This window comes from Cytobacillus pseudoceanisediminis, assembly GCF_023516215.1.
In the GTDB taxonomy this organism is placed as follows: domain Bacteria; phylum Bacillota; class Bacilli; order Bacillales; family Cytobacillaceae; genus Cytobacillus; species Cytobacillus pseudoceanisediminis.
This window is the reverse complement of the sequence record NZ_CP097349.1, coordinates 1,045,995-1,069,918: the sequence shown is the minus strand read 5'-3', so window position 1 is coordinate 1,069,918 and position 23,924 is coordinate 1,045,995. Positions and strand designations below refer to the sequence as shown.

Below are 23,924 nucleotides of genomic sequence, written 5' to 3'. Positions count from 1 at the left end.
ATTCTGTTATTAGATGACATGCTCATTAGGTATCTTAGCATCAAGTAAAAATAAAAAGTTTCTTATAGTTTCAATAGCATTAATGGAAAATTCTTCGTTTAGAAATTGAATTTATCCAGGAGTCATTACTGGGCTTTCTGCAGGGGAACCGGCTTGGCTTGTCCTTTTGCTTCTTTTCTCTCCCTGGACAATGATTTATAGAGCGAAATGCTAATAATGCCCAATATGATGGTAAAAGGAAGAGCGGAGACCAAGGAAGCAGTTTGCAGCCCTTTTAATCCGCTGCTGGCAATTAACACGGCAGTGATCCCAGCCATTAATACACCCCAGATAACTTTTACCATGTTGGATGGATTCAAATCCCCATCTGACGTCATCATGCCCAGGACGAAAACAGCTGAATCAGCCGAAGTTACAAGGAATATGACGATTAGGACCAGCATAAGCACTGATAACAATGTGTATAATGGAAACTCCTTTAACAGAACGAAAATGGCAGTTGTCACATCTTGCGAAACCGCTTCGGATATGGCGGTACCCTGGAATAAATCCATGTATAATCCCGTTCCTCCGAAAATGGCCATCCATACAAACCCAATAGCTGGAGGGACAACCATTACACCTATTACAAATTCCCTGATCGTTCTCCCCTTTGAAATCCGGGCAACAAAGGAACCGACGAATGGAGACCAGGCAATCACCCAAGCCCAATAAAAAACTGTCCAATCCTGAACCCACGTTTCACCTGTGTATGGGGTCAAATAGAAGCTCATTTCCATAAAATGCTGGATATAATCGCCGATGGCAAGGACGAAGCTTTCAAATATGAATACCGTGGGACCTCTGAACAGGAAGAACACCATTAAAGCAAGGACCAAAATCATGTTTGTATTACTCAAAATCTTAATCCCTTTATCAATACCGGTAGTAGCTGAAACAAGATAAAGGGCGAGCATGATGCCTACAATGCCGATTTGCACCCAAGGGTTGTTTGGAACTGAGAAGACATAGTTCAAGCCGCCATTAATTTGCAGGACACCCATTCCCATCGAGGTGGCAATTCCCGTTACCGTAGCAATGACAGCAAGTATATTGACCGCTGACTTCAGCCTTTTTCTTTTTTCTGGGTGATTTGCGCTTAATACTTCGCCTACAAGAACCCTCCTTTTATGACGGTATTGATAGTAAGCAAGAGCCAGTCCGACAATGGCAAAGACTGACCATTGATGAATGCCCCAGTTAAAAAAGGAATATCGCATGGCTACCCGTGCGGCTTCTGCTGATTGCGGCTCTACTCCAGGAAGCGGTGGAGAAGAAAAGTGAGACAGCGGTTCTGCTACACCCCAAAAGACAATTCCTACACCGAAACCCGCGCTGAACAGCATACTGATCCAGGCAAATAAGGAATATTCGGCTTTTTCTCCATCCCGCCCGAGTTTTATGTTTCCATATTTACTAAAAGCAAGGTATAAACAGAAGAAAACAAAAAGAGCTACACTGAGTAAATAAAGCCATCCAAATGATTTACTTGTAAAGTTAAAAACGATAGAGGCATTTTTTGCAAGACTATCAGGTGAAAAGGCTCCCCAAATGGTAAAAAGTCCAACGATTATGGCTGAGATTTTAAAGACTGGATTGTTATATGAAGCGCGGTCCCGGTTTTTCTTCAAAATAAAATCCTCCTTATTAATCTTTCTTTTCTTTTATTTGGCTCAATCAAAGCAGTGATTCAGCACCTGTGTGCCTGCTGGAAAACTGCAATGCAAGTTTGATAGGGCTTTTAATATAAAGCCTGTCTGCATTTCAAAGGTTTATGAATGTTGTTGAATGACATAAATTATAACTTCAGCTATCTAAAAGGAAAGGAAGACCCTCCGGAGCAGCCGGATCGTTCTTCCTCACACGATATTCAGGCAGCTTGATCGCTGTCTGGTATTATTAAATTAAAAAACTTCTAATAGTTCGATAATTTAAAGCAGACTACTTTCGGTTCTGTCATCTCCTGAATGGAGAATTTGATTCCTTCCCTGCCTAACCCTGAATTTTTCACACCGCCAAATGGCATCGCATCAATCCGGTAATCACTGCTGTCATTGATCATTATTCCGCCTACATCCATTTTGGCAATGGCTTTATGTGCTTTTTCAATATCCTTGGTAAATATTCCGGCCTGCAAGCCATAATTTATGTCATTCGATTTACTGATTGCTTCATCAAGACAAGATACTTGGTACAAAAGTACAACTGGACCAAAAATTTCTTCTTTCGCAATGGTGCAATCTTCCGGGACATTTTCGAGAACAGTAGGCGAATAAAAAGACCCATTCCTTTTCCCGCCTGTTAATACGGCTGCTCCTTTTTGTTTCGCTTCATTAACCATTTTTTCTACCCGGACAGCCTCTTTTTCCGTAATAAGCGGCCCCATATCCGTCAATTCTGATTGCTTATCCCCTACGCAGTATTGATTTGTCCTGGCTACGAATGCCTGTTGAAATGCCTCATAAACGGAATCCTGGATATACACTCTTTGGACACCGAGGCAATTTTGCCCTGCTGCCCAAAATGCCCCGGAAACCGTTGATTCAACAGCCTCTTCCAAATCAGCATCTTCCAGCACAATGACAGGAGAATTGGACCCCAGCTCCATACTTATCTTTTTCAATCCCGCTTTCCGTGTAATTTGTTCCCCGGCGTCCAGACCGCCAGTAAAGGTAATCATCCTTACAGCAGGATGGGTAACAAGAACATCCCCAATTTCGCTTCCATAACCAGTGATGACCGATAACACTTTAGGCGGCAATCCGGCTTGTTCAAATGCTTCGGCGATTAAAAGGGCGCTGAGAGGAGTCACTGTTGCAGGTTTTACGATAATGGCATTCCCGGAAGCAATGGCGGGACCCACCTTATGCGCTACAAGATTTAATGGATCGTTAAAGGGTGTAATGGCGCCTATAATTCCAATCGGGAAGCGGCGGTAGTATCCCAGACGGTTTTCACTCCCGGGCATTTGGTCAAACGGGATGGTTTCTCCATGAATCCTTCTTGCTTCTTCTGCACTGATCCGGAAAGTCTGAATGGCTCTTTCCACTTCCTTTGAAGCTTCCCGAATGGTTTTGCTTCCTTCCTTTGCAATCGTTTTGGCATATTTTTCTTTATTTGCTTCAATGTAGTCTGCAGCCCGATTAATAATCGCCATTCGCTGATGGACAGGAAGGGAAGCAGCAATCTTAGCCCCCTCTTTCGCTTCTTCAATACAATTAAGCATATCTTCCTTCGAAGCTGCTGGTACAGTATCAATGATGCTGTTATCCTGCGGATCACGAACTTCAATTAATCTTTCGCCTGTCGTCCATTCGCCTGCGATAAACATTCTTTGTCCGGTTAGTTGAGTGGTCATGCTTATTACCGCCTTTCCGATTTAGATTGAAATAAGCTGCCTTTCACGATTAATGGAAATTAAGTCAATCAAAAGGGAGAATCCTGTCTCTATTTTCCCTGCTCCTGCACCGCTTAATGTGACTGTGCCCAAAAGATCGCATTGATACGTAATGGCGTTTACAGAGCCTCTGATGGAAGCCAAAGGATCTTCAGCATCCAATTTTTCAGGTGCTATCGAGGCAATAACCTTGCCGTTTTCCTTTTTGGCTTTCGCAATTAGCTTCCAGGACTTTCCTTCCGCCTTTGCCTTCTCAATATCCTGTAAAGTGATGCCTGTAATGCCCTTGCATTCCACTTCCCCTACTGATAAAGGAGCATTCATAACATGGTTAGAGAGGATAACAATTTTATATCTTGCATCGTATCCCTCTACATCACTAGCAGGGTCCGCCTCTGCATAGCCGAGCTCTTGTGCCTCTTTAAGGGCTGCTTCATAAGAAACTCCATCCTGTTCCATTTGGGTCAGAATATAATTGGTTGTCCCATTCAATATGCCGCGGATTTCCGTAATATCATTCCCGGCCAAGGCAGCAGCCGGCATCCGCAACGCTGGTGTACCGCTCATGACCGTCCCCTCGAATCCCCAATAGGCTCCATGCCTTTGCGCCATTTCAGATAGCTCCTGGTAAGCGAGGGCAACAGGGCCTTTATTGGTCATCACTACATTCTTTCCTTTTTCAAAAGCAGCCTTACAGTGGTCTATGGCGGGCTGGCCGGTTTTGACATCTGTATAGGAAACCTCAATAATCGTATCTGCATTGGTGTCCTTGATTGTTCTGATGCTGTCCCATCCCCTGATTAATCCCGGTCTTTCCGGATAATTCTCCAAACTCCCTGTTTCTTGCAATACTTGCAATACTGTACTGATATCCAGGCCGCCTGGATGGTAGATCGACCCTTTCATTAAATCGGAAATGGCGACAATTTCAGCTTCAAATCCTTCGTTCTGTTTAAGTGCTTCTTTCTTATCACGCAGAATTTCCGCCAATCCCTGGCCAACAACCCCAAATCCTATAAACGCCAATTTATGTGCCAAGCATTTCCACCTCCAAGTTTTGGTCAATTTGTAATTTCGGATTCTTTTTTAAAAACATGCCCGCCGTTTGTGCCAAAATGGCTGTTCCGATCGGCAAACAGGCTTCATCCAAATCAAAAATCGGTGTATGAAGATCACGCTGGACCCCCTCTATTGGTGCACATCCTAGGAAAAACATGGATCCTGGTATTTTTTCAGTCACATAGCCGAAGTCTTCCCCGCCAAGGCCAAATGGGCGCCTGGTAATCCCCATGCCTGGATATGTCTTTGTAATGGCGTCCGTTATCCATTCATTGACAGCAGGATGATTTTTTAAAGCTGGCTCCCCTCTTTGTATATTCAATGAAAAGGTTCCGCCCAAATGCTCCACGATAGAAAGCGCTTTCTTTATTTCTGATGCCAATAAATCACGGACTTCCGGTGTATAGCTCCGAATTGTGCCCTGAATAACTGCCTCAGTCGGAATGATGTTGCTTGCTGTACCTGCATGGATTTGCCCAATACTGATAACGGCAGCATCCAGCGCTGAAACTCTCCTGGCTGTAATTCCATACAGTGCCTGCATGACCGGGCCAAGCATCCAAATAGGATCAGTGCCAAGCTCCGGATAAGCTCCATGGCCGCCTGATCCATGGATTTTCACTTCAAAAACATCCACATTCGCCATACTATAGCCATCACTGATTTGCACTTTCCCTACTGGAAGCCATGGACAGACATGGAGGGCAAGGGCAGCTTCAGCCTGGTCATAAGCCCCTGCACGGACCATATACGATGAACCGGAAAGTCCGTTAGCGTCAGTACTCTCCTCTGCTGGCTGGAAAATAAATTTAACCGTCCCTTTCAATTCGCCCTTTTTAAAATGGTCCGAGAGGAGGAAGGCAGCCCCGAGGAGAATAGAGGTGTGTGCATCATGGCCGCAAGCATGCATCACACCTTCAGTCTTGGACGAATAGCCTGTTCTATTTTCCTCCGTAATCGGCAAGGCATCCATATCAGCCCTCAGTGCAATGACTGGTCCATCTCCCGAGGTCAAAGTGCCTACTACTCCTGTTTCAAGCCCAACTCCTGTTTCTACTTCTATTCCATCTATGTCCTTTAACACATCCGCAACAAAACGGGAGGTCCCGAACTCCTGAAAGCTAAGTTCGGGATGCTGATGAAAATGACGGCGCCATTCCACCAGACGGCCTGCCAAATTATTCGCTTGCTCAACGATTGGATGATTATTTGACATCATCTCTCACCTCGATCGGAACTAGTAATCTACTTTACCTTCAAAACACTTTCTGCATGGCTAAATGCCTGTTCAAAGTCTGCAATGATGTCCTCAATTTCTTCAATTCCGCAGGAGACACGGATTAACCCTTCCGGAATGCCAACAGCTGCACGCTCCTCAGGCGTACATTCTACATGGCTCGTTGTTCGGGCCGGCCCTACTGTTGTTTCAACAGCTCCGAGGTTTGCAGCGCGGTTGGCAAATTGCAATTTCGGTAGCAAATCACGGACTGTATCTACTCCGCCTTTAACAGCAAAGCTGAGCATCCCGCCAAAATCCTTCATTTGTTTTTTGGCAATATGATGGTTTGGATGTGTTTCAATCCCTGGATAATAGACAGATTCCACCATATCTTTTGTCTGCAGGTACTTTGCAAGCTCCATTGCATTTTTACATTGCTGGCGGACACGAAGGTGAAGTGTTTTCATTCCGCGGATCATCAGGTAAGCTGCCATCGGATCCATTGTGGCACCATTGATTTCGCGATAATGATAGATTTTTTCCACAAGTTCATGCGGACCGCAAACGACTCCGCCCAGTGCATCAGCATGCCCGCCGAGGAATTTTGTAGCACTGTGGATAACCAGATCCACACCCAGTGAAATGGGGTTCTGATTCATTGGCGTTGCAAAAGTATTATCCACAATGACGATCGCTCCGGCATCGTGCCCGGCTTTTGCCATGCGCTCGATATCAGTAATCTTGACGGTTGGATTCGTCGGTGTTTCAAGGTAAAGAATTTTGCACCCTTTTGCCACTTCTGCCTCTATTTGCTCGTGATTCCCTGTTTCGCAAAGAACCACATCGATTTGCTGGCGGGGCAGAAATTCCGTAAAAATCTTGTTCGTTCCGCCATATGTGTCCTTCATCGATACAATGCGATCACCCGGCACCAAGAACGTTGATAACGTATTGCTGATTGCAGCCATACCTGTTGAAAAGCTTGTCGCTGCTTCGGCGCCTTCCAGAATTTTCACTTTATCTTCAAATGCCTGTACAGTTGGATTCGTATTTCTTCCATAAATATGTCCCTTTTTCTTTCCAATCGCTACATCATACCACTCATCCATATCATCATATCCATATGCCACACTGAGTACGACCGGCACCTGGGTGGCTCCATGCACCAAATAATCCTTTTCACCAGCCCATACTGCTTTTGTACCTGCCTGAACATTTTCTTTTACCATACGATCACTCCTTCTCAGTTTTTTATTGCCAGTTTTTCGTTCTCAACCTTCAACCCGATTTTCCGTTTGACCAATTCATTGTAAGCAAACAGGGCAATGACAGTATCCTGGACTCCTGTACCAGTTAAATCACAAACCGAAATCTCCTCGTCATTTACCCGCCCTCTTAGCCTTCCCGAAGTTAATTGACCCAGTTCGATAACGTGCGATTCATTCGTTAATACTCCTTTGTCAAGGGCGTGATGCAATTCTCCAAGCCTGGCACACTGTGCTTTTGTATCGCATATAAGCTTATCCGCCCGGGCAAGGACTTCTGCTTCAAGCTCCTGCTTATGCTCAGCATCTGATCCCATAGCCGTAATATGAAGTCCGGGATGAAGCCATTCCGCTTTGATCACCGGTTCTTTTGCCGGAGTGGTCGTAATGACCGTATCACTATTACGGACTAAGGCTTCGGCACTCTCAGCCACTTGGACCTCAACCCCCAATTCGGCGGACATATCGGCGGCATACTTTCTCGAATGATCCTCTGACCTGGAATAGACCAGGATTCTTTTAAAATCCCGTACGAGTTTGAGTGCCCTTGCCTGGTATCTCGCCTGGCTTCCTGCTCCTATCACGCCTACTGTTTCAATGTTTTTGCGGGAAAGGTAGTTTGCAGCAATCGCTCCCGCTGCGGCTGTCCGTACCTCGGTCAAATAGCCGTTATCCAGCAAGATTGCCTGCGGGATGCCTGTTTGAGTGCTGATCAAGAGCATAAGTCCATTTCCGCTTGGAAGCCCCAGCTTATAATTATTAAAAAATCCGGAAGATACTTTAATCGCAAACATGTCTTCCCCTTTTACATAAGCGGTTTTGACATCCACTTCCCCGTTTTGGTCGTGCAGGTCCACACGCATAATCGGCGGCATGACGGCTTCATCTTTTGCAAGTTTCGTAAATCCTGCTTCCACAATAGCAATCGCTTCATTATTCAGCTGCACATACTGTATAAGTTCCTGCTCTGTAAAAATTAGCATCCTTCCGGTTCACCTCCTAAATTTTTGAAAGTGATGCTTCTTTTATATATAAGTGCCTTGGGAGTTCTGCAAATGTTTCGCATCCATTTTCGGTTACCCTGAATGATTCACTTGCTTCGAAACCGTATTGATCAAGCCAGATACCCGGGATCAAATGGAATGTCATATTGGGCTGAAGGATGGTTTTGTCTCCTTTGCGGATGCTCGCTGTATGCTCACCCCAATCTGGAGGATAGTTCAGACCCATGGAATATCCCAGGCGCGATTCCTTTACAATTCCGCTTTTTTCAATCGATTTTCTCCATGCTTCCTCAATTTCTTCGCAGGCAATCCCTGGCTTAATCATATCCAGACAAGCGTTCAATCCCTCGACAACTACTTCCGAAAGTGATTTAATTTTTTCGGAGGGCTGGCCGATATGGACGGTTCTGGCAAGAGGGAATGGTAGCGCTTATAGCATCCGGCCAGTTCCAGGATCACTAGCTCGCCTGATTTATATCGCTGGTCCGTCCAGGTTAAGTGCGGAGTAGAAGTTCTTTCTCCAGATGGGAGAAGCGGCATGATTGCCGGGTAGTCCCCGCCGAATTCATCCGTTCCTGTTATTTGTGTATGAAAGATTTTCGCTGCCACATCACATTCACGTACGCCTTCATTAACCAGTTCAATTCCCGCTGCCATTGTTTTCTCCACAATTTTAGCTGCTCTTTTCATATACTCGATCTCTGTATCGGACTTTATTATGCGGACCCAGTTTACCAGCAGGGATGCATCCCGGAAACTGGCATTTGGAAGTCCTTTTTTCAGCTGCTCATAACACTTTGCAGTGAAATAATAGTTATCCATCTCAACACCAATGAAACGGTTTTGCTGTCCGATTTGCTTTAAGATTTCTGCCACAAAATCCATTGGATGCCTGGTTTCAGATTGTACATAATCGTCAGGGTAGGGAATAATATTTTCATGATAAAGCCATGTTGTTACTTTGGCTCCATTTGCATCCTGCCCCCTGCCAATCCAGATCGGCTGTTCCTCATCAATGATGATGACAAGCATTTGATGAACATAGAAGGACCATCCGTCGTAACCGGATAAATAATTCATATTAGCGGGATCCGTAATAAGCAATACTTCAATCCCCTCTGCTGCCATTCTTTCTCTTGTTTTCAAGATTCTCTCTTTATACTCTGCTGTTCCAAATGACATGGTGGCGCTCCCTCCTACCAAACCAGTATTTAATTTCTGTTTATAGGTTAATTATAGAGTCAGAGTAAGTAATCTATCATCCGTAAAGTTGTATGAAAATTCAAATTTTATTTTAGTCAAGTTATCGAAAAATTAAGAATTCAAATGATTTAAAAGGTCAGTAAAAATATTGTCTTAAAATAGACTAATCGTTATAATGAGTTGCATTTAAATGATAGGAGAGGATGGTTCGTGATTCTCCGGTCAAAGGGAGATCAATAGCTTCAGGGATCCTGGGAAGGACAGAAATCCGAGGTTTATGAAGATCAAAAAAAAAACTGCGGGAGAATCCCTAAAGGATTTTTCCCACAGCTCTCCATTTTTCAATAAAATTAATTTTGACCTGCCATAACGGCATGTTCTCCTATTTTCCAAATTTTTATGCTTAGATCCAAAAGAAATAAATCATCCGGATCAATAAGGGATAAACCAGTCAAAGATTCAATCTTCCTTAGCCGGTACAGCAGGGACTGCCGGTGAAGATTTAGCGATCTCGCTGTCTGACTTACATTTCCATGAAACTGATTATAGGCGATGAAAGTGCCGATCAAATCCATATGCCGCTGCTCATCATATTGTACAAGAGGCTCAATAGTTGACATAATGATTTCTTTCATCTCATTATTGCCGGCCATATTTAATAGCACCCTGTCCACTCTTGTTTGCTCATACATCATTCGCTGTCCGGAACCCTTTTTCCGCCGCCCGATGCTTAAAGCAGTGCTTGCATGACGAAAGCTTTCCCCAAATCCTAAAATTCCTTCAAAAGCATTGCCGATACCCCAGGATATGATAACTTCAGGAAGCAAATTTCCCAGGCGCCGTTCTACAAGATCAAGGAAATTTGTGGCGTTTTCATTTTCCTTTACCCCGGAGTTTCCAGAAAAATGACAAGCTGTTCACCCTGATAGGTCATCAGCATGTCCTTTTTAAGGGACTGGGCAGCATAGTAGATTTCTTCCTCGATATATTGAATCATGCTTTCAAGCCAATGTTCATATGAATCATAGTCCTGTTTGCGTTTTTGGAATAGTATTTTCATATTTTCCGGATAACCTACAATACACACATATGGGAGTTTAAGATTATATCCCAGCAATTTTGCCCTTGAATCGGCTTGGTCAAGTGATAAGAATTCACCTTTAGAAAGTTCATGGACAAAATCGCTGCGAAGGCGCATTTTTGTCTCTTCAATGGCATTTCTCCTTGAAAGCCAAAGAGCAATCGTAGTTGCAGCATGCTCTAACACGTTAACTCGAAAAAGAGTGAGAAAGGAATCGATTGATTCGGAATCAGGAACCAATACAAAAATATAACCTTGTGGATTGTCGGCTACCTGGAGGACCGGAATCTGAAAAACAAACCGGTTTCCTATCTTAACCATTTGGAACTTTTGAAACATGGGGTCTCCTTTTAATAGAGTGCTTTCTGTCCTTGATGGAAGAATTCCTTGCAGGACATATTTTTTCCACTCCTTTATAAAGGCTTGTGTGTGGATGCTTTTTTTGAAGGGTGCCGGATCGGTCTGTAATGGCGATCGGGTAACCAATATGCTTTTCAACGAATTTTGAGATTTCTTTCAGGTCGGTGTTTTTTAGAATGAGCTTAAGAAGCTCCTGCTGAACCTTTTCCGATTTTTCACGTTCTTTATATTCGATATCATTAATCTCTTTCATGACCGATTCGATAATACTGGAAAAGCGGATTTCCCATGGAATCACAATAATAATAAAATTATTCTTTTCGGCCAATTCTATTACCTCAGTGGGAATATCGAAAATGTATCTTCCCAAAGCCACCATCAGGGCGGAAGCGTCGGAGTCGATCACATCCTGAACAAACACTTTAAAAGCTTCAGAGTCATCCCCGCAGCCAATCCCTGTCGTCAATACCGCTTCATTTTTTCGGACAAAGTTTTCCACCGGCATTTCGATGGCTGAAATCCACTGGATATGCCGTTTTTCAGCGTATTCCTTTCCCGTAACAATCTTGGCACTATTGAGAATCTTATATTTTAGTACATCTTTAACTGTTAATCTCATGTTGGCTCCCCTCTGAATACCTTAAGATTAGAAAGATCGAAGACTTTTATTATAGGAAACCATATACAAATAGCAACGTCTACTATTAATTTTACACTTTTCCAGTTTATATTCTATTAATATAATAATTTCAGTATATTTCCATATCATGGGGACCAGTGCTTTACTTTGCCAAAATGGCTCGGGGAAACCTGGATTTGTCATTATATAAAGACTTAAAATAAGCTAATGCCACCGATTTTTTTACTATAGCCAAAGCTTTAAGCTAAGCTTTCTTGAATGCAGCGGCATTAAATAGTGATAACTTCTTTGGCACTTATATAATTAAAATGCCATAACTGGCACCTTTCGGTACCCCCTTCACCCGAATATACATAATACAATCAATTCAGACATTCATTCCCAATCTTCATTACAGATGGCATACTCTTGAATTACCCGGTGAATGACAGAAAGATCGACATTATGCCCGCTGATGATTACAGCAACGTCCCCCTCTTGCCGGGGAATTTTCCCGCCTAAAACCGCTGCAACTCCAGTAGCTGCCGCTCCTCCATAATCATTCTGTGCTTATCTATCATAAAAGCCATGCTGTATGCAATCTCCTCTTCGGAAATCAGATAAGCGTTATCCATGTATTCTTGAACTATACGGAAGGTGTAGCTGTTATCCTGACCAATTCCGCCCAGCAAGCTGTCAGCAAGAGTCTCACTCTCTTCAAGCAATACCGGTTTCCCTGCTTTTAAACTCTCATACATTACAGCAGATTTTTCCATACAAACACCTGAAACCCTTATCCCCCTGTCATTTGATTTTACCGCAAGCCCAACCCCTGAAAGAAGCCCGCCGCCTGAAAGGGGGACAATCACATCTGTTAGATTCGGAAGCTCCTCCAAAAGTTCCAAACCAATCGTTCCCTGTCCGGCAATCACATAAGGATCATCGAACGGCTGAATCACAGTCAGTCCTTCCTTCCTCTCCAGCTGATAGCATCTTTCCCCGGCGGCATCCTGGCTGTCACCGTAAATTTCTATTTTGGCTCCCAGCCTTTTTAATGAGTCGACCTTAGCTCTAGGGACACGGTTAGATAAGCATACAACTGCCTCAATTCCAAGCTTTTTTGCCACATACGCAACAGCCAGCCCATGGTTTCCCGTTGAATATGTAGCAATGCCCCGTCCTCTCGCTTCAGTGCTTAAACTCAAAATTTTATTCGCTGCCCCTCTGACTTTAAATGCGCCAATTTCTTGAACATTCTCCAGTTTCAAAAAGACCCTCCTGCCCATTTTTTCGGACAGGACTGCTGATTGAATCAATGGAGTCTTATATATCATGGAAGAAATTCGTTTCTTTGCTTCCCAAATATCGCGGATGGAAATATCTTTTCTTCCCTTCATACATTTTGAATGCACCAATGTTTGTTCCCCTCCATAAAAGAGTTTCTTGAATCAATAATAGTTCGATATTTCAGATAATTCAATTGTCCAAAGTGCTTATAAAAGGGGAGATTTTTTCATACAAATTTCATAACACTGTTGAAAACTCTATTAACTTAACCATAGTTAAGGAGTGATTATCAATAAGCTCCATTTTTACTCCATTTTAAATAGGACGCTGTTAGAGCAGTAAGTTATCTTTCCATCATCAATTTTGTCTTTGCTCACATCGCTTACATTAAATCCATAAGATCTATACCATTTCCTGCAATTAAATTCCCTATTTAGTTTCAATCACAACCTTTTTATCAGCATTATCCTAATTATTAGAGCCTGTCAGTAATGAATGGTTTAATAAATTATAATTTGAATGTGCAATGAAAAAAGCCGGTTTTATCTAAAATCGGCTTTTTTCTATGATTTAATAGAAATTGTACTTAGACTCCCTCAGTTTGATACAATTTTCTCACGAATACTCGCTTATTAGCAGGATTTCATCCTCCTATGATTAATTAAATTGACCTGTAAGGAACAGCTTTTGGACATTTGGCTACTTGAAGACATAGTTAAATAGGATCGAACCCCACCTTTTACCATATAGTGCACTTTACATCTCCAGGCTTTCCTTCCTAAAAATCTTATGAACTGTGTTTCTCACATGCTCCCATTCACTAGATAAAATAGTTAATACGTCTAGTGATAGTAACCTTTGTTTTCGGCCGCTAGATCCAAGACTTGAATCTGGCTTAAATATTGTTTGGAAAAAGCATCAGGTTTTTTCCGCTGCAGCTGAAATGTTTTTAAAAGAATTACAAGGAAATTTGCAAGTTCATTATCAGATTTATAGGATTATCTACTAAAAAATTATCTATTATTTATTCACAATCTCCCCCTTGTGGATGCTTTCATAGGGTTTTACCTGGGTTATTGACCAGTACATCAATGCGCCAAAAACAGCAACAAATCAACATAAAATATATAAATGCTAACTGTAAGGATATTCCTTCATAAAGAAAATAACAATTATGGTCTGCTTAAAAATCTTGATCATCGCCTTGGCGAGCTTGCCGGGTAATAGCCTGCTTGCTATTCCGGGCATTGTACGCAGCTTATTACTTTCTCTTAAGCAGGAATAGTCCTCAATCGATCATTCATCTTCAAATAATTTTTCTCCTCTGTGGAGGCGCATTGCAATTTGTGCTGTATGCGGCATTTCTCTGGCTGTTGGGGCATGGCCTGCCAGATAACGTGTTACTGCGAGGATCAAAGTTTCCTGTGCATATCTAGCAAGCTCGGAATCCTCTTTTTCCCAATGATCATGTTCTATCATTGCTGCTTCATACATTTGAAATGAATGAAACTCTGCATCCTCTCTTAGTAAAGCGTGCCCGAGCGTATTGAAGAGTTCGCTTTTATCACCACCGCGTGCCAGGTAATTCACTACCCATCTCGCTGATTCTGCAACCTGTTGCTGTTGATTCATCATCTCCAATAATTCTGAAGGATTCTGCGGTTCAGTTTCCACATTCTTTGGTTCCGGCCTTCTTGCAGATGGAGTATTGAGAAAACGATCAAGATACACACTCATTGCTCCATGGAAAACAGCTCGGGTCAATTCAGGTGTAGTAGAGCGGCGTAACGATTCATGTACCGCATGAGCGTGAGTAAAAGTATGAAGCACAGTAATCCAATCCCTGAAATCATTTTGTACATGAAAACGGGAAATCCGATCAGCTGCCGCTAAAGTTACGATCTGGGCCAAACGGGAAGGAGTGACGCCGTTTTTAAGTGCATCCAACATCGTATTTATCGTTTTTATAGGGTCATCTGATAAAATTTGTTCAACCAATGTTGCTTCATCGATATCAGCGTCGCTTCGTGACGAAACATTAGCAAGGATATCAGGTAATTTCGGGAACGCCTCCATTAATGGCTTGACCAAGTTCAAAGGTGATTGCCAGCTATGGGATTCTTCACTGCGGGCAACATCACCGATACCAGGTAACAATGATGACAGTACATAGGGCCGATGCTCAAAACCAATCTGATTTAAAATCTCGAATGCTTTATTATGAAAATCAAGAGTATGACCAGTATTTACATAAAAATGATCCGTGACCGCTGTCAACATCATGTCAGCAAGCTTCTCGTTCGAGAATCCCAATTCTATCGCGGTCAATAGCACCCGCTCGGCTCCCTGTGAATCACGCACCTCCACACAATGACGATACCATTCTGATAATTGTTCGAATGATTGGGCATTCTTTTCATTTGATACAGGAAGGGATCCAAGCAAAAAGCGTGTTCCCATTCCAGAGCTTTCCCGTGCAACATGAACCAGGCCTTGGAACAACGCTAAAACCTGTCCGGTTTTATCCAATTTAGGCAATACATTTGTCATGGCTGTTAAAATCGTTAACCCAGAACCCCATCCGCTCCTCCGATGTGTCGTTCCGAATTCGACGCCGATCTTTGCAATCTCAGTCGCCGGAAAACCAGCTTCCATCAATCCGACAACCGATTTTGCGATGACAAGACTAATATTTTGCTCAAGGCCATCCCGTAATCGCTGCCTCAATTTTTCGATTGTCACCTTATTAAAAGGGACAGGGTAAACCCAAACCTCATTTTCCTTAATCTCGACAGGATAAGTAGGGACATCATCTGCCCATGGATCCAAGGTTCCACCACTTTTTATATCAAAGCGAGCATGATGCCAGTGACAAGTCAAAATCCCATCACATAGGCTTCCTGTATGGAGGGGAAAGCCCATATGCGGACAACGGTTATCCACCGCATAGACTTGTTTTTCGTAAACAAATACTGCAATTGCATGACTTCCGCCTTTAATTACCTTTGCACCTTCATCTTCAAGCGTCTTTAATGAACCTGCATAAATCAATTCTGACAATGGTATCACTCCCAAAAATGAATTTCAATGGACCCTCTGGATAAGGATAGAGGCCGTATAAAAATTGTTATCTACTACTATATATTATGGATGGAATACAGTAATCCTTCATAAGTGTGGACTTTTCTCATCCAAAAGGCTGATAGATAATCCCCAAAAGAGATGGATTAACATAACCAGATTGAAGAACTTAAAAACAATGCAAGTTATCGGGCTTCCATGCTGTTATTATATGACTGCATTGAATGCTGGAACGGAAGCAATTCATAATAACGATAAAATAGAAAAGTTTAATTAACAGAGAGCCGCCTTTCCTTCATATCTTTTGCTTTGTAAGACAGATGTCTCTATTTGTATGGATCATTTTCTATTTCTTAACTCTCATATCCATGCTGGTTTTTCAAATAAAACCCTTAAGCTTTGCTTATTTATTTAACAAAAATAATGAGAATAAATTTTCTCATTAATTGCCTGGATACTTGAAGAAACATCCAAAACAAGCTTTAATCCTTCTTAATGCTAAATATGATATAATTATAAAAACGACCAAACCCTTATACACCAAGGGTTTGGTCGTTTACTAAGTCAAATTTATGACTGCGTTAATTTGTATTATACGAACATTTTTTCCATTATTTTAAATCCATTGGTCATACAAATCTTTTCTTGCTTCATGATATAGCAACTGTAATTGTGCGGGCCGTTATGTCCAAATAGAACGTTTATACATACTAACGACATGCCCTTCCATGTTAAATGAGCAGCAAATGTATTGCGAAATGTGGATAACTAGCACTTATAAATTTGAGTGTGAGCTCGCGTACGTCTAAAAAGCCTTTTCAGATGTTCCCCACACTCTTGATAGCACAATTCGCTCTTTTTTACGTTCCCTTTTTGGATCGTTAACATGCGTTCCGGTCAATTAATATGCTTTTTTCATGTCAACTAACTCTATAAGACACACAGACAGCCCTGGCATAGTGTCATAATGAAATTAAGTTGTACTCTAGAAAAACCAAAGGACTTTCTCACTTTTAATGACATTCCTTTTTCTAACTAGAAATTTAGTTCCCCTTCTTAAATAATGGCCCATATAGTTTAAGTTGAAAATCTTCACAGTTTTTTATGTAGAAACATACAAAAAAGACTTCTTCTTACTAAAGAAAAACGCCTTTTTGTGATTAAATAGCCCTTACATTCGTGATTTTACTCCTGAGAGGTTAATGATTTTAATAATCTAATATTAACGATTCCTTTTTTCCTCCCAAAGTCGTATACGCTCTTCATGACTTACAACTTTGTGGATTTGGTGAAGCATCCATACATAACCAAAAGAGTCCATAAATATTGCATTTGACACTCCATAATCAGGTAGATCAGCAACCGGTTGTATCTCGGTGCATCCCAAACTCATTGCCTTTGTATATGTTTCCTTAATATCAGGGACAGAAACGTTAAACCAAATTGTTTTAGGGTCATCTTTGGATGGTGCTATCAATTGAAATTCTGGATTCTCATCCAACATGTGAAAGCGTACGCCGTAAAGGGTAAATACTGCTTCATTTGTTCCTTTGGGTAAATCTGAAACCTCAATACGTTCGATCTCAAATATGTTTTCGTATAATTCCAATGCTTTTAAGCTATCTGTAACAACCAAATCAATTTCTACTCCTACCATTATGATCACACTCCTTTTATTAGTTATTAAACATTCTTTACTTCATTTTCTTCTAATATATAATTAAGTATAACAAATTCTATATGTTACCCCTGAATATATGTCCATTTTCAATGATCCTGTCCGTTACATTAAGTCCACTTTTTCATAATATCTTCCTAATTCAAGCACAATACGCTAACTGTGTTGCACCAGAATCTGGCCAATTATTGAAAAAAGCTAATGACGTTTGTTCAACCAACCTGCCTCGTTAGATATGCTTATTTCTTCACAAACTGCTTATATGTTTCACTATGAGGTCTTGAGCAAAAAATAAGACTAGCCAAGCTGCGATTCCCAGACCTAATGAAGCAAATAAATGAATGGAATGTTTTAATGCTATTCCTATAATTAGCAACATCACTACTGTTCCAGGAAGCCCCCACACAACACCAATAGCAAACCTACTTATTTTGTCCATTTGTTCACCCTGAGTATATAGCCATAAAATACTTAAAAGGCTGACAATTGGTAAAGCCGCAATGACTCCACCTTGTTGAGGATATCTTCGGGAGAATTCTGTAATAACGCCAATTATAATGGCTGAAATAAGTATTTTAACTATTGTGAACATCTTTTGCTCTCTCCTGTAATAATGTAAATGCCTCTAAGATTAATTCCCTTTCTTCAGCACTCATTTGTTTGAATAGAACTTTTTTAGCTTTTCTTCATCGAGACTGGAATGACGGTGCAATACATCACTTCCCAAATCGGTAAGCCTTAAAATGACCTTACGCTCATCCTCTATGCTGCGGGTTTTAAATACATAGTTTTTTTCAAATAAGCGTTTAATATGCTCTGAAGCTGTATTGTGAGACACTTGAATAGCTTCCGCAATCTCTTTGATTCCTACTTCTTCCTCTTTTTGAATAACTTGTAGAATGCGTATGCTTTGGTGAGGAATTTTTTCTTGGTGGTTATAACGTAATTGGTAGTAAATGTCCGTCCAAAGATGATTTAAAAGTGCAATTTCTTTCATCAACTTACCTCTCCTTATATCGCAACTTAAGAATATATCTTATAATACGATATAAATGGATATATAGCAACAGTTCTTTACTAAACTGCCCCGTTAATTGAATAAGAAAAGGCTGCATTTTAGCAGCCAGAATATTAAAGCAAAGCACTCGTTAGTTCATTAAGGAAAGCATACCTTATTAAAGAATGGCGCTCTTTAATTAAAAATGCGCTGGTCATAACAGAGAACTTCTTTGATTTTATTTCTTGAGATATTGGTGCAGCTTACTGATCAAATCTTTATTTACTTCTACCCTATAGTGTGCAGCCAATATATAATTTAGTTTTTCTGCTAATTTCAAAGCACTCTTATAAGCATTTTTAATCTCTTTTTCTTTTAATGTTGAGGTAATTGCAGCATAATCATTGTAAGACTCGGTGCTTATATCTTCTTCCAAGTTTTTTGTACTGTTTAACCAACGCTCAACTGTTTGTTCTTTGACCCTTATTAATTGTAATATAAACTTTTGAACCTGAGTTAGAACCTCTAAAGAACGTGCTAACTCTCCTCTTTTCATTACGTTTACACCCATCAGCCAAGTATTCACGAAATTATTAAATGCAAAGTTTACATTCTCATCTGTCATTCGGTCTGGTCCATCCCCACCTAAATCATCAAGTAAAGGCTTTAACTGATTGGTGGAGTCATAAATATACATAGAATCAGTATCTGGGAAAACACCAGTCGGTTTAAAACTTCTTATGATTTCTATTTCTGATTCAGGAAGAAAATGAAATTCTCCACGAATCATATTTGAAAAAATCACTACCTCTGTTCCATAATCATTGTAAAAGATTAAGTCAACTGAATATATTTCAGAAATCCAAAGTCTTGAGCTAAAATTCTCTACCTTATCATCGTCAATGAATATATAAAACTCAACATCAGAATACTGATCGCCTTCACCTTTAGTAAAAGACCCATACATCATACACGCTGAAACCGATTTATCTTGGATACATTTATCTCTAACACTTTGAATAATCTTCTTTTGGATTAACATATCTTAGTCCCCTTTTCAATAATTTTCTTTTAGAAAAGGGATATATCAACTACTGGACAGCATGAGCAACACATGTATAATGCTCCTTCCATTTCTTAATCCACATAAATATAACATAACACAATAATTTGGTGTGATTTTCAGTTCAACCTTATTCTTCTTATACAATGAAATTTAAGCAGGACAACCTTGTTTTATTTAATATAACCATTAGTTATTTTGATCATCAGTTGCACCTAAACTAAAGGGTACATTAGATAGTTAATAAAATCCCTATAATCCCATAAAGATAGCAGAGAGGCAGTAAAATCCATTTAACTTGTTTACAAATAAGCGTAATTCATAAATAAGCGTTAATCCTTCTTAACCTTAACTATGGAAAATGCCCAACCCCTATATACCAGGGGTTGGGCATTTTTTAACCATTTTTTGAAAGCGTTAATTTGTATTTATAAGAACGTTTGTTTCTTTTTTATTTTAGAATTTATTTCTGGAAGAAAATTCTATCGATTATTTGTAAATCTTCTCTTCAACACACTTTTTATAATTCTTGGATGCATCAAGGTGGAAGTCGGGCGAAGAAGGTGCATAACCTTAATAAATGAGTTATAGATATCTTTATTCTCAGATGATAAAAGAAAAATGTTTTTCGCATACCATTGCTGAATAGAAAGACCTGCGGGCTTTTTCCCAATAGTTTCCGGATAACGAAAATCCTCTGTTATAACCATATTCCAAATAGGGGAAATGATTTTCACAGCCTGTTGATGAAAGGTTTCAATCATTTTTTGATTTGTGTACGTTTCGTTCGCAAGTAATTCTTTTAATGCTAGCGCTTCCATGACTGCAATACTCATGCCTTGCCCAAAAAAAGGATCGATTCGGCATATCGTATCCCCGATCATTAAAAGACCGTTTGGAAAATTATTCACCTTATCAAATCTTCTCCAAGTGATATTCGGTACACGGTAGGCAGAGGTGCTGGATAAAGCAGTGGCAACCTTTAGTTCTTGATAGATGTCCAGTTTTGGCAATTTTTTGGCTAATTCTATAAAGCTGTTGTCACTTTTCAGTATTTCTTTTTCGTTTATTTCGTTATGATATCCCATAAACGTGACTAAAAAACGATTTCCCTCAACCTTAGAAATGCCTCCGCCGATTTTTTCAAAGGGAGGGGTTGGATACAGAAGTTTAATGGACCAGTCCCTGTTTTGGTTGTCAGGGAGTTGAAGCGTCTTTGTAAAATAACTTAAGTCAATTTTAACCGTCTTTTCTGGAATATGTACTTCTCGTTTGTTTAGCCATCTTGAGGAAAGACCGTTTACTCCGCTTGCATCTACAATCAGGTCCGCATTTATGGTTCTTATGGAGTTGCTGCCATTGATTATTTCGATTCCAGTAATTCGATTTTCTTCTTCAATATATATAAAGTTTTGAACGTTTTGGCTGTACTGAATGGTTACGTTTGGGATATTTTTAAAGTATTGTTCAATATGCCACTCTAGATGCGGGCGTGTTTGAAGAATGGTTGTGTAGTCTCCAACATAGCGGAGTTTCCAAACCCCATGGTGAAACCAAGAAATGTCTTGGGTGGAATTGATTTTAACAGCTCCGCTTGCGTTAAACTTCTCAGTAATACCAGGAAACAGCTCTTCGAGACCATTCGCACCGGAAAAAAGAAGCGCATGGATATGCTCGCCATGTGGTACACCTTTCCTCGGAAAAGGTCATGTGGTTCTGAATCACGTTCTAAAATAATTACCTCTTGGAAAATTTCAGACAGTACACGTGCAGCCAATTTTCCAGAAATACCTCCGCCAATAATAACAGCCTTTTCCCTTCGAAACAAATCACTGCAACTCCCATCAATATTAATACTTAATAAAAATAGTATACTATCCGCATAGAATTGGAAGAAATTTAAAATCTGTTAGTCCAATATTGATTAGAATAATCGTTTCCTTATTTTGAATATGCAGATACCTTTGCTTTAATAACCCTCTTAAAATTATTTAGTCCCATTTACAAAAAGGTCTGCTCTTTTGGAAGGTTTATGTTTTTAACTAATATCGACTGCAGTATAGCTTTGACATATACAGGAAGCCTTGATCTAAATGGAGAACGGCTCCAGTTACGTCTTTTTCTTTGTAATGGAAGAAGTAAAATAATGAAAAAACGGAAAATTTTAAAAATAGAGAGGAAAATAAGCTTCATTTTTATCAATTTATTTTTTCAACTTAAAAAGGGGTAGTATCAGCGAAGCTGAAACCACCCGCAATCTAGATGTAATTAAATGGGGAATTATTTATATGACCTCGTTATATAACTGCTGGGCATCGGTGATTGCAGACTTTTATAGACTTCCAAGGACTTGCGGCTATGATCTTGGCCGCTTACACTATATCCAACCAACTCCCTGTCATGGCAAGGTTCTGCCCCAATAATGCCGATGATTCACCGTCCTTTTTTTAAACGAACGACGAACCGCAGGCTCGGTGTCAGTCTTCGATTGCCTGGTAGACCATGGTCCAGAAGTCTAGCATAAGATGCATCGGATCCGGAACGGTCGACCCAAGTTGGGTGAGCAGGATTCCGATGAGCTGATTTTCTGGGTCAGCGTAGGTCGAGGTCCCGCTTCCTCCGTCCCAGCCGAATTGGCCGATTGGCGCGTAGTCGCCACGGTAGGTGCGCACCGCCATCCCCATGCCCCAGCCACCGTGCTGCCCTTGGCCGAATGATATATGGACGTTGTTGGTGGCCATTTCGTTTCGGACGGCTTGTTGATCGGGTGTAAGGCGGTTGGTAGTCATCAGCTCAACGGCGGCTCGGGACAAAATTCGTTTGTTCCCGTGCATCCCTTTGTTCAGCAGCATCCGGAAGTAGGCGTGATAGTCATCGACGGTGGAGGAAAGTCCGCCACCGCCGCTCTCGAACGCAGGAGGCTGGCTATGGAGTCCCCCTTCGCCTCATCCCATACGATGAACTCTCCGGTTTGCGGATCGGGGGCGTAGAGTGGCGGCAGCCGGTCAATCTTGCTTTCGTTCACGTAGAAACCGGTGTCTTTCATGCCCAGCGGATCGAAGATGCGTTCGCGTAGGAATGTTCCATACGACTGGCCAGTGACTCTAGCAACGAGCACGCCGAGTAGATCGTTGCTGATGTTGTATTGCCAGCGCTCTCCGGGCTGGTACTGCAAGGGAAGTGAGCCAAGGCGGCGCATCCACTCATCCGGATCGGGCATCGGCGGTACATTGGCCGCGAGATTCTTCTCGAGGATCGCGTTCATGATCGGAGTGCCCAGCGCCGTGAAATCCAAGCCGAGCCCAAACGTGGAGGTTAGCAGATCCCGTACAGTAATCGGCCGCCGTGCTGGCACAGTATCGTCCAGCGGACTGTCGGGCCGTTTCAGCACCTGCCGATTGGCGAGTTCAGGCAGCCACTTCTCTACTAGGTCGTCCAGCCGTATCTTACACTCGTCGAGCAAAACCATCACCGCCGCGACCGCGACTGGCTTGGACGTTGACGCCATCCGGAAGATCGTGTCCCGGCGCATCGGCCCACCACCGTCATGGCGCATTGTTCCGATCGCTTCGACGTGCGTCTCACCGTATCGGCTAACTAGGGCGACGAGCCCAGGAACCTTCCCTGAATCGACATACCGTGCCAGCACCTTACGCATTCTGCGCAGCCCTATTTCTGAGAAGCCGTTGTTGTTTTGCACCGTTGAACTGTTTTTCATTTGGTTTCCCTCTCTTTGCTTTTTTATCCGCCTATGGATATGTCCTTCGTTTAGCATAGAGCAAATTGTTCATTGGACGTTTTTTCTCGTTTTCATCAAAATTAACGTCACCATTATTCCCTAATAAACTTCTTTGACAACCGTTGTCTTGCCCGCCCCATTAGAGCCGAGCAGGGTGAAAATACTGGCCTTATCCATTTAAACTCTCACCTTCCCATTACCTAATTATGTATATTCCTGCAGTAAATACATATTCCATATTCAACAATCCTCTTTTGAACACTAACCTGCCCCGCTTTCTTAAATAAAAATAAAAGCGTTAATCCTTAACTGAGAGAAATAAGAGTTATATATCAGTTGCCTGTGCTTCTAATTTCATAATGGCACCAAAATATTGTGAAGCAGTTGCAAAAGTGATAAACGCACAAAGCTCGCTAATTTCACCGTCAGACATGTACTCTTTTAACACTTTAAAAATTGCATCTGGAACATCCCCTTTTTGTTTAATAAATACCTCCGCAAATCCTACCGCAATTGATATTTTTTCATCGTACAAATTAGGTTCTGGTTTTCCTTTTGCTTTGCAATATGCACAACCACTACTTTGTGCAAGAGTTCTTCTTACTTGCTCTTTTAAATGAGCAGTAAGCTTCCCTTCTTTCTCCAACTCATTTCCCAGTCGACTCCACATAATCATTATTTCCTTGTTATGTCCCAAAAGTCTTTGGAAAGGGGTCGCCCCGAACTGTGATTCCTCAATTCTTGCCATAATTAATCCCTCCTTGTATTATTTATCATATCGAATTATTTCATCGCTTCACATTAAGTTTGAAATGCAGTTTTCAATATTTCAT

At 41.4% G+C, this 23,924-nt stretch carries 13 protein-coding genes and 6 pseudogenes; 1 reads left to right on the top strand and 18 read right to left on the bottom strand.

Annotated features, from left to right (window positions below):
• Positions 1-125: 125 nt before the first annotated feature.
• The 9 genes and pseudogenes from M5V91_RS05720 to eutB all read right to left on the bottom strand — a co-directional run bounded on the left by M5V91_RS05720 (position 126) and on the right by eutB (position 12,643).
• Positions 126-1,670 carry a BCCT family transporter gene (locus M5V91_RS05720; RefSeq protein ID WP_009334027.1) on the bottom strand — a complete coding sequence of 515 codons (1,545 nt, stop codon included), beginning with the start codon at positions 1,668-1,670 and terminating at the stop codon, positions 126-128.
• A gap of 284 nt (positions 1,671-1,954) precedes the next feature.
• The gene (locus M5V91_RS05715; RefSeq protein WP_192908732.1) at positions 1,955-3,397 is read right to left on the bottom strand and encodes an aldehyde dehydrogenase family protein; all 1,443 of its coding nucleotides are present in this window, start codon (positions 3,395-3,397) and stop codon (positions 1,955-1,957) included.
• A 21-nt stretch (positions 3,398-3,418) separates the two neighbouring features.
• Positions 3,419-4,474: a homoserine dehydrogenase gene (locus tag M5V91_RS05710; RefSeq protein WP_019382094.1), complete on the bottom strand. Its 1,056-nt coding sequence runs from the start codon at positions 4,472-4,474 to the stop codon at positions 3,419-3,421.
• Positions 4,464-5,711, bottom strand: coding sequence for a M20 metallopeptidase family protein (locus M5V91_RS05705; RefSeq protein WP_284522251.1), 1,248 nt, complete (start codon positions 5,709-5,711; stop codon positions 4,464-4,466). The genes M5V91_RS05710 and M5V91_RS05705 overlap by 11 nt, the downstream gene beginning before the upstream one ends.
• A 29-nt stretch (positions 5,712-5,740) precedes the next feature.
• Positions 5,741-6,943: a cystathionine gamma-synthase family protein gene (locus M5V91_RS05700; RefSeq protein WP_009334019.1), complete on the bottom strand. Its 1,203-nt coding sequence runs from the start codon at positions 6,941-6,943 to the stop codon at positions 5,741-5,743.
• Between the two features lie 14 nt (positions 6,944-6,957).
• Positions 6,958-7,962, bottom strand: a complete 1,005-nt coding sequence (locus tag M5V91_RS05695; RefSeq protein WP_217027038.1) for a cyclodeaminase — start codon at positions 7,960-7,962, stop codon at positions 6,958-6,960.
• Between the two features lie 16 nt (positions 7,963-7,978).
• Positions 7,979-9,165, bottom strand: a pseudogene (locus M5V91_RS05690) (M24 family metallopeptidase).
• Positions 9,166-9,536: 371 nt separating this feature from the next.
• Positions 9,537-11,246: pseudogene (locus M5V91_RS05685) on the bottom strand (PucR family transcriptional regulator).
• 396 nt (positions 11,247-11,642) lie between these two features.
• Positions 11,643-12,643 (bottom strand): annotated as a pseudogene (eutB, locus tag M5V91_RS05680) (hydroxyectoine utilization dehydratase EutB).
• 707 nt (positions 12,644-13,350) lie between these two features.
• Here eutB and M5V91_RS05675 point away from each other — a divergent pair.
• Positions 13,351-13,529: pseudogene (locus tag M5V91_RS05675) on the top strand (LysR family transcriptional regulator); the annotation flags it as partial.
• Between the two features lie 300 nt (positions 13,530-13,829).
• Here M5V91_RS05675 and M5V91_RS05670 read toward each other — a convergent pair.
• The 9 genes and pseudogenes from M5V91_RS05670 to M5V91_RS05630 all read right to left on the bottom strand — a co-directional run bounded on the left by M5V91_RS05670 (position 13,830) and on the right by M5V91_RS05630 (position 23,839).
• Positions 13,830-15,593, bottom strand: a complete 1,764-nt coding sequence (locus M5V91_RS05670; protein ID WP_217027042.1) for a Rieske (2Fe-2S) protein — start codon at positions 15,591-15,593, stop codon at positions 13,830-13,832.
• 1,243 nt (positions 15,594-16,836) lie between these two features.
• The gene (locus tag M5V91_RS05665; RefSeq protein WP_009334012.1) at positions 16,837-17,271 is read right to left on the bottom strand and encodes a VOC family protein; all 435 of its coding nucleotides are present in this window, start codon (positions 17,269-17,271) and stop codon (positions 16,837-16,839) included.
• Between the two features lie 268 nt (positions 17,272-17,539).
• Positions 17,540-17,884, bottom strand: a complete 345-nt coding sequence (locus M5V91_RS05660) for a DUF3147 family protein (RefSeq protein WP_284521863.1) — start codon at positions 17,882-17,884, stop codon at positions 17,540-17,542.
• A pseudogene (locus M5V91_RS05655) lies at positions 17,868-18,289 on the bottom strand (MarR family winged helix-turn-helix transcriptional regulator). The gene M5V91_RS05660 and the pseudogene M5V91_RS05655 overlap by 17 nt, the downstream one beginning before the upstream one ends.
• A 238-nt stretch (positions 18,290-18,527) precedes the next feature.
• Entirely contained in the window at positions 18,528-19,331 is an 804-nt protein-coding gene (locus tag M5V91_RS05650) for a hypothetical protein (protein WP_009334009.1), read from the bottom strand.
• Between the two features lie 503 nt (positions 19,332-19,834).
• Positions 19,835-20,440, bottom strand: a complete 606-nt coding sequence (locus M5V91_RS05645; protein ID WP_284521862.1) for a hypothetical protein — start codon at positions 20,438-20,440, stop codon at positions 19,835-19,837.
• Between the two features lie 392 nt (positions 20,441-20,832).
• The gene (locus M5V91_RS05640) at positions 20,833-21,129 is read right to left on the bottom strand and encodes a hypothetical protein (protein ID WP_284522250.1); all 297 of its coding nucleotides are present in this window, start codon (positions 21,127-21,129) and stop codon (positions 20,833-20,835) included.
• A 700-nt stretch (positions 21,130-21,829) separates the two neighbouring features.
• A pseudogene (locus M5V91_RS05635) lies at positions 21,830-23,070 on the bottom strand (serine hydrolase domain-containing protein).
• A 346-nt stretch (positions 23,071-23,416) separates the two neighbouring features.
• Positions 23,417-23,839, bottom strand: a complete 423-nt coding sequence (locus tag M5V91_RS05630) for a carboxymuconolactone decarboxylase family protein (protein ID WP_071157086.1) — start codon at positions 23,837-23,839, stop codon at positions 23,417-23,419.
• Positions 23,840-23,924: the final 85 nt, after the last annotated feature.

Bases quoted from the DNA above. Each gene is read 5' to 3' on its own strand.
- M5V91_RS05715 (WP_192908732.1), bottom strand. From the start codon at position 3,397: ATGACCACTCAACTAACCGGACAAAGAATGTTTATCGCAGGCGAATGG.
- M5V91_RS05650 (WP_009334009.1), bottom strand. From the start codon at position 19,331: ATGTTAATCCAAAAGAAGATTATTCAAAGTGTTAGAGATAAATGTATC.
- M5V91_RS05700 (WP_009334019.1), bottom strand. From the start codon at position 6,943: ATGGTAAAAGAAAATGTTCAGGCAGGTACAAAAGCAGTATGGGCTGGT.
- M5V91_RS05665 (WP_009334012.1), bottom strand. From the start codon at position 17,271: ATGGTAGGAGTAGAAATTGATTTGGTTGTTACAGATAGCTTAAAAGCA.
- M5V91_RS05645 (WP_284521862.1), bottom strand. From the start codon at position 20,440: ATGGGATATCATAACGAAATAAACGAAAAAGAAATACTGAAAAGTGAC.
- M5V91_RS05705 (WP_284522251.1), bottom strand. From the start codon at position 5,711: ATGTCAAATAATCATCCAATCGTTGAGCAAGCGAATAATTTGGCAGGC.
- M5V91_RS05660 (WP_284521863.1), bottom strand. From the start codon at position 17,884: ATGTTCACAATAGTTAAAATACTTATTTCAGCCATTATAATTGGCGTT.
- M5V91_RS05695 (WP_217027038.1), bottom strand. From the start codon at position 7,962: ATGCTAATTTTTACAGAGCAGGAACTTATACAGTATGTGCAGCTGAAT.
- M5V91_RS05630 (WP_071157086.1), bottom strand. From the start codon at position 23,839: ATGGCAAGAATTGAGGAATCACAGTTCGGGGCGACCCCTTTCCAAAGA.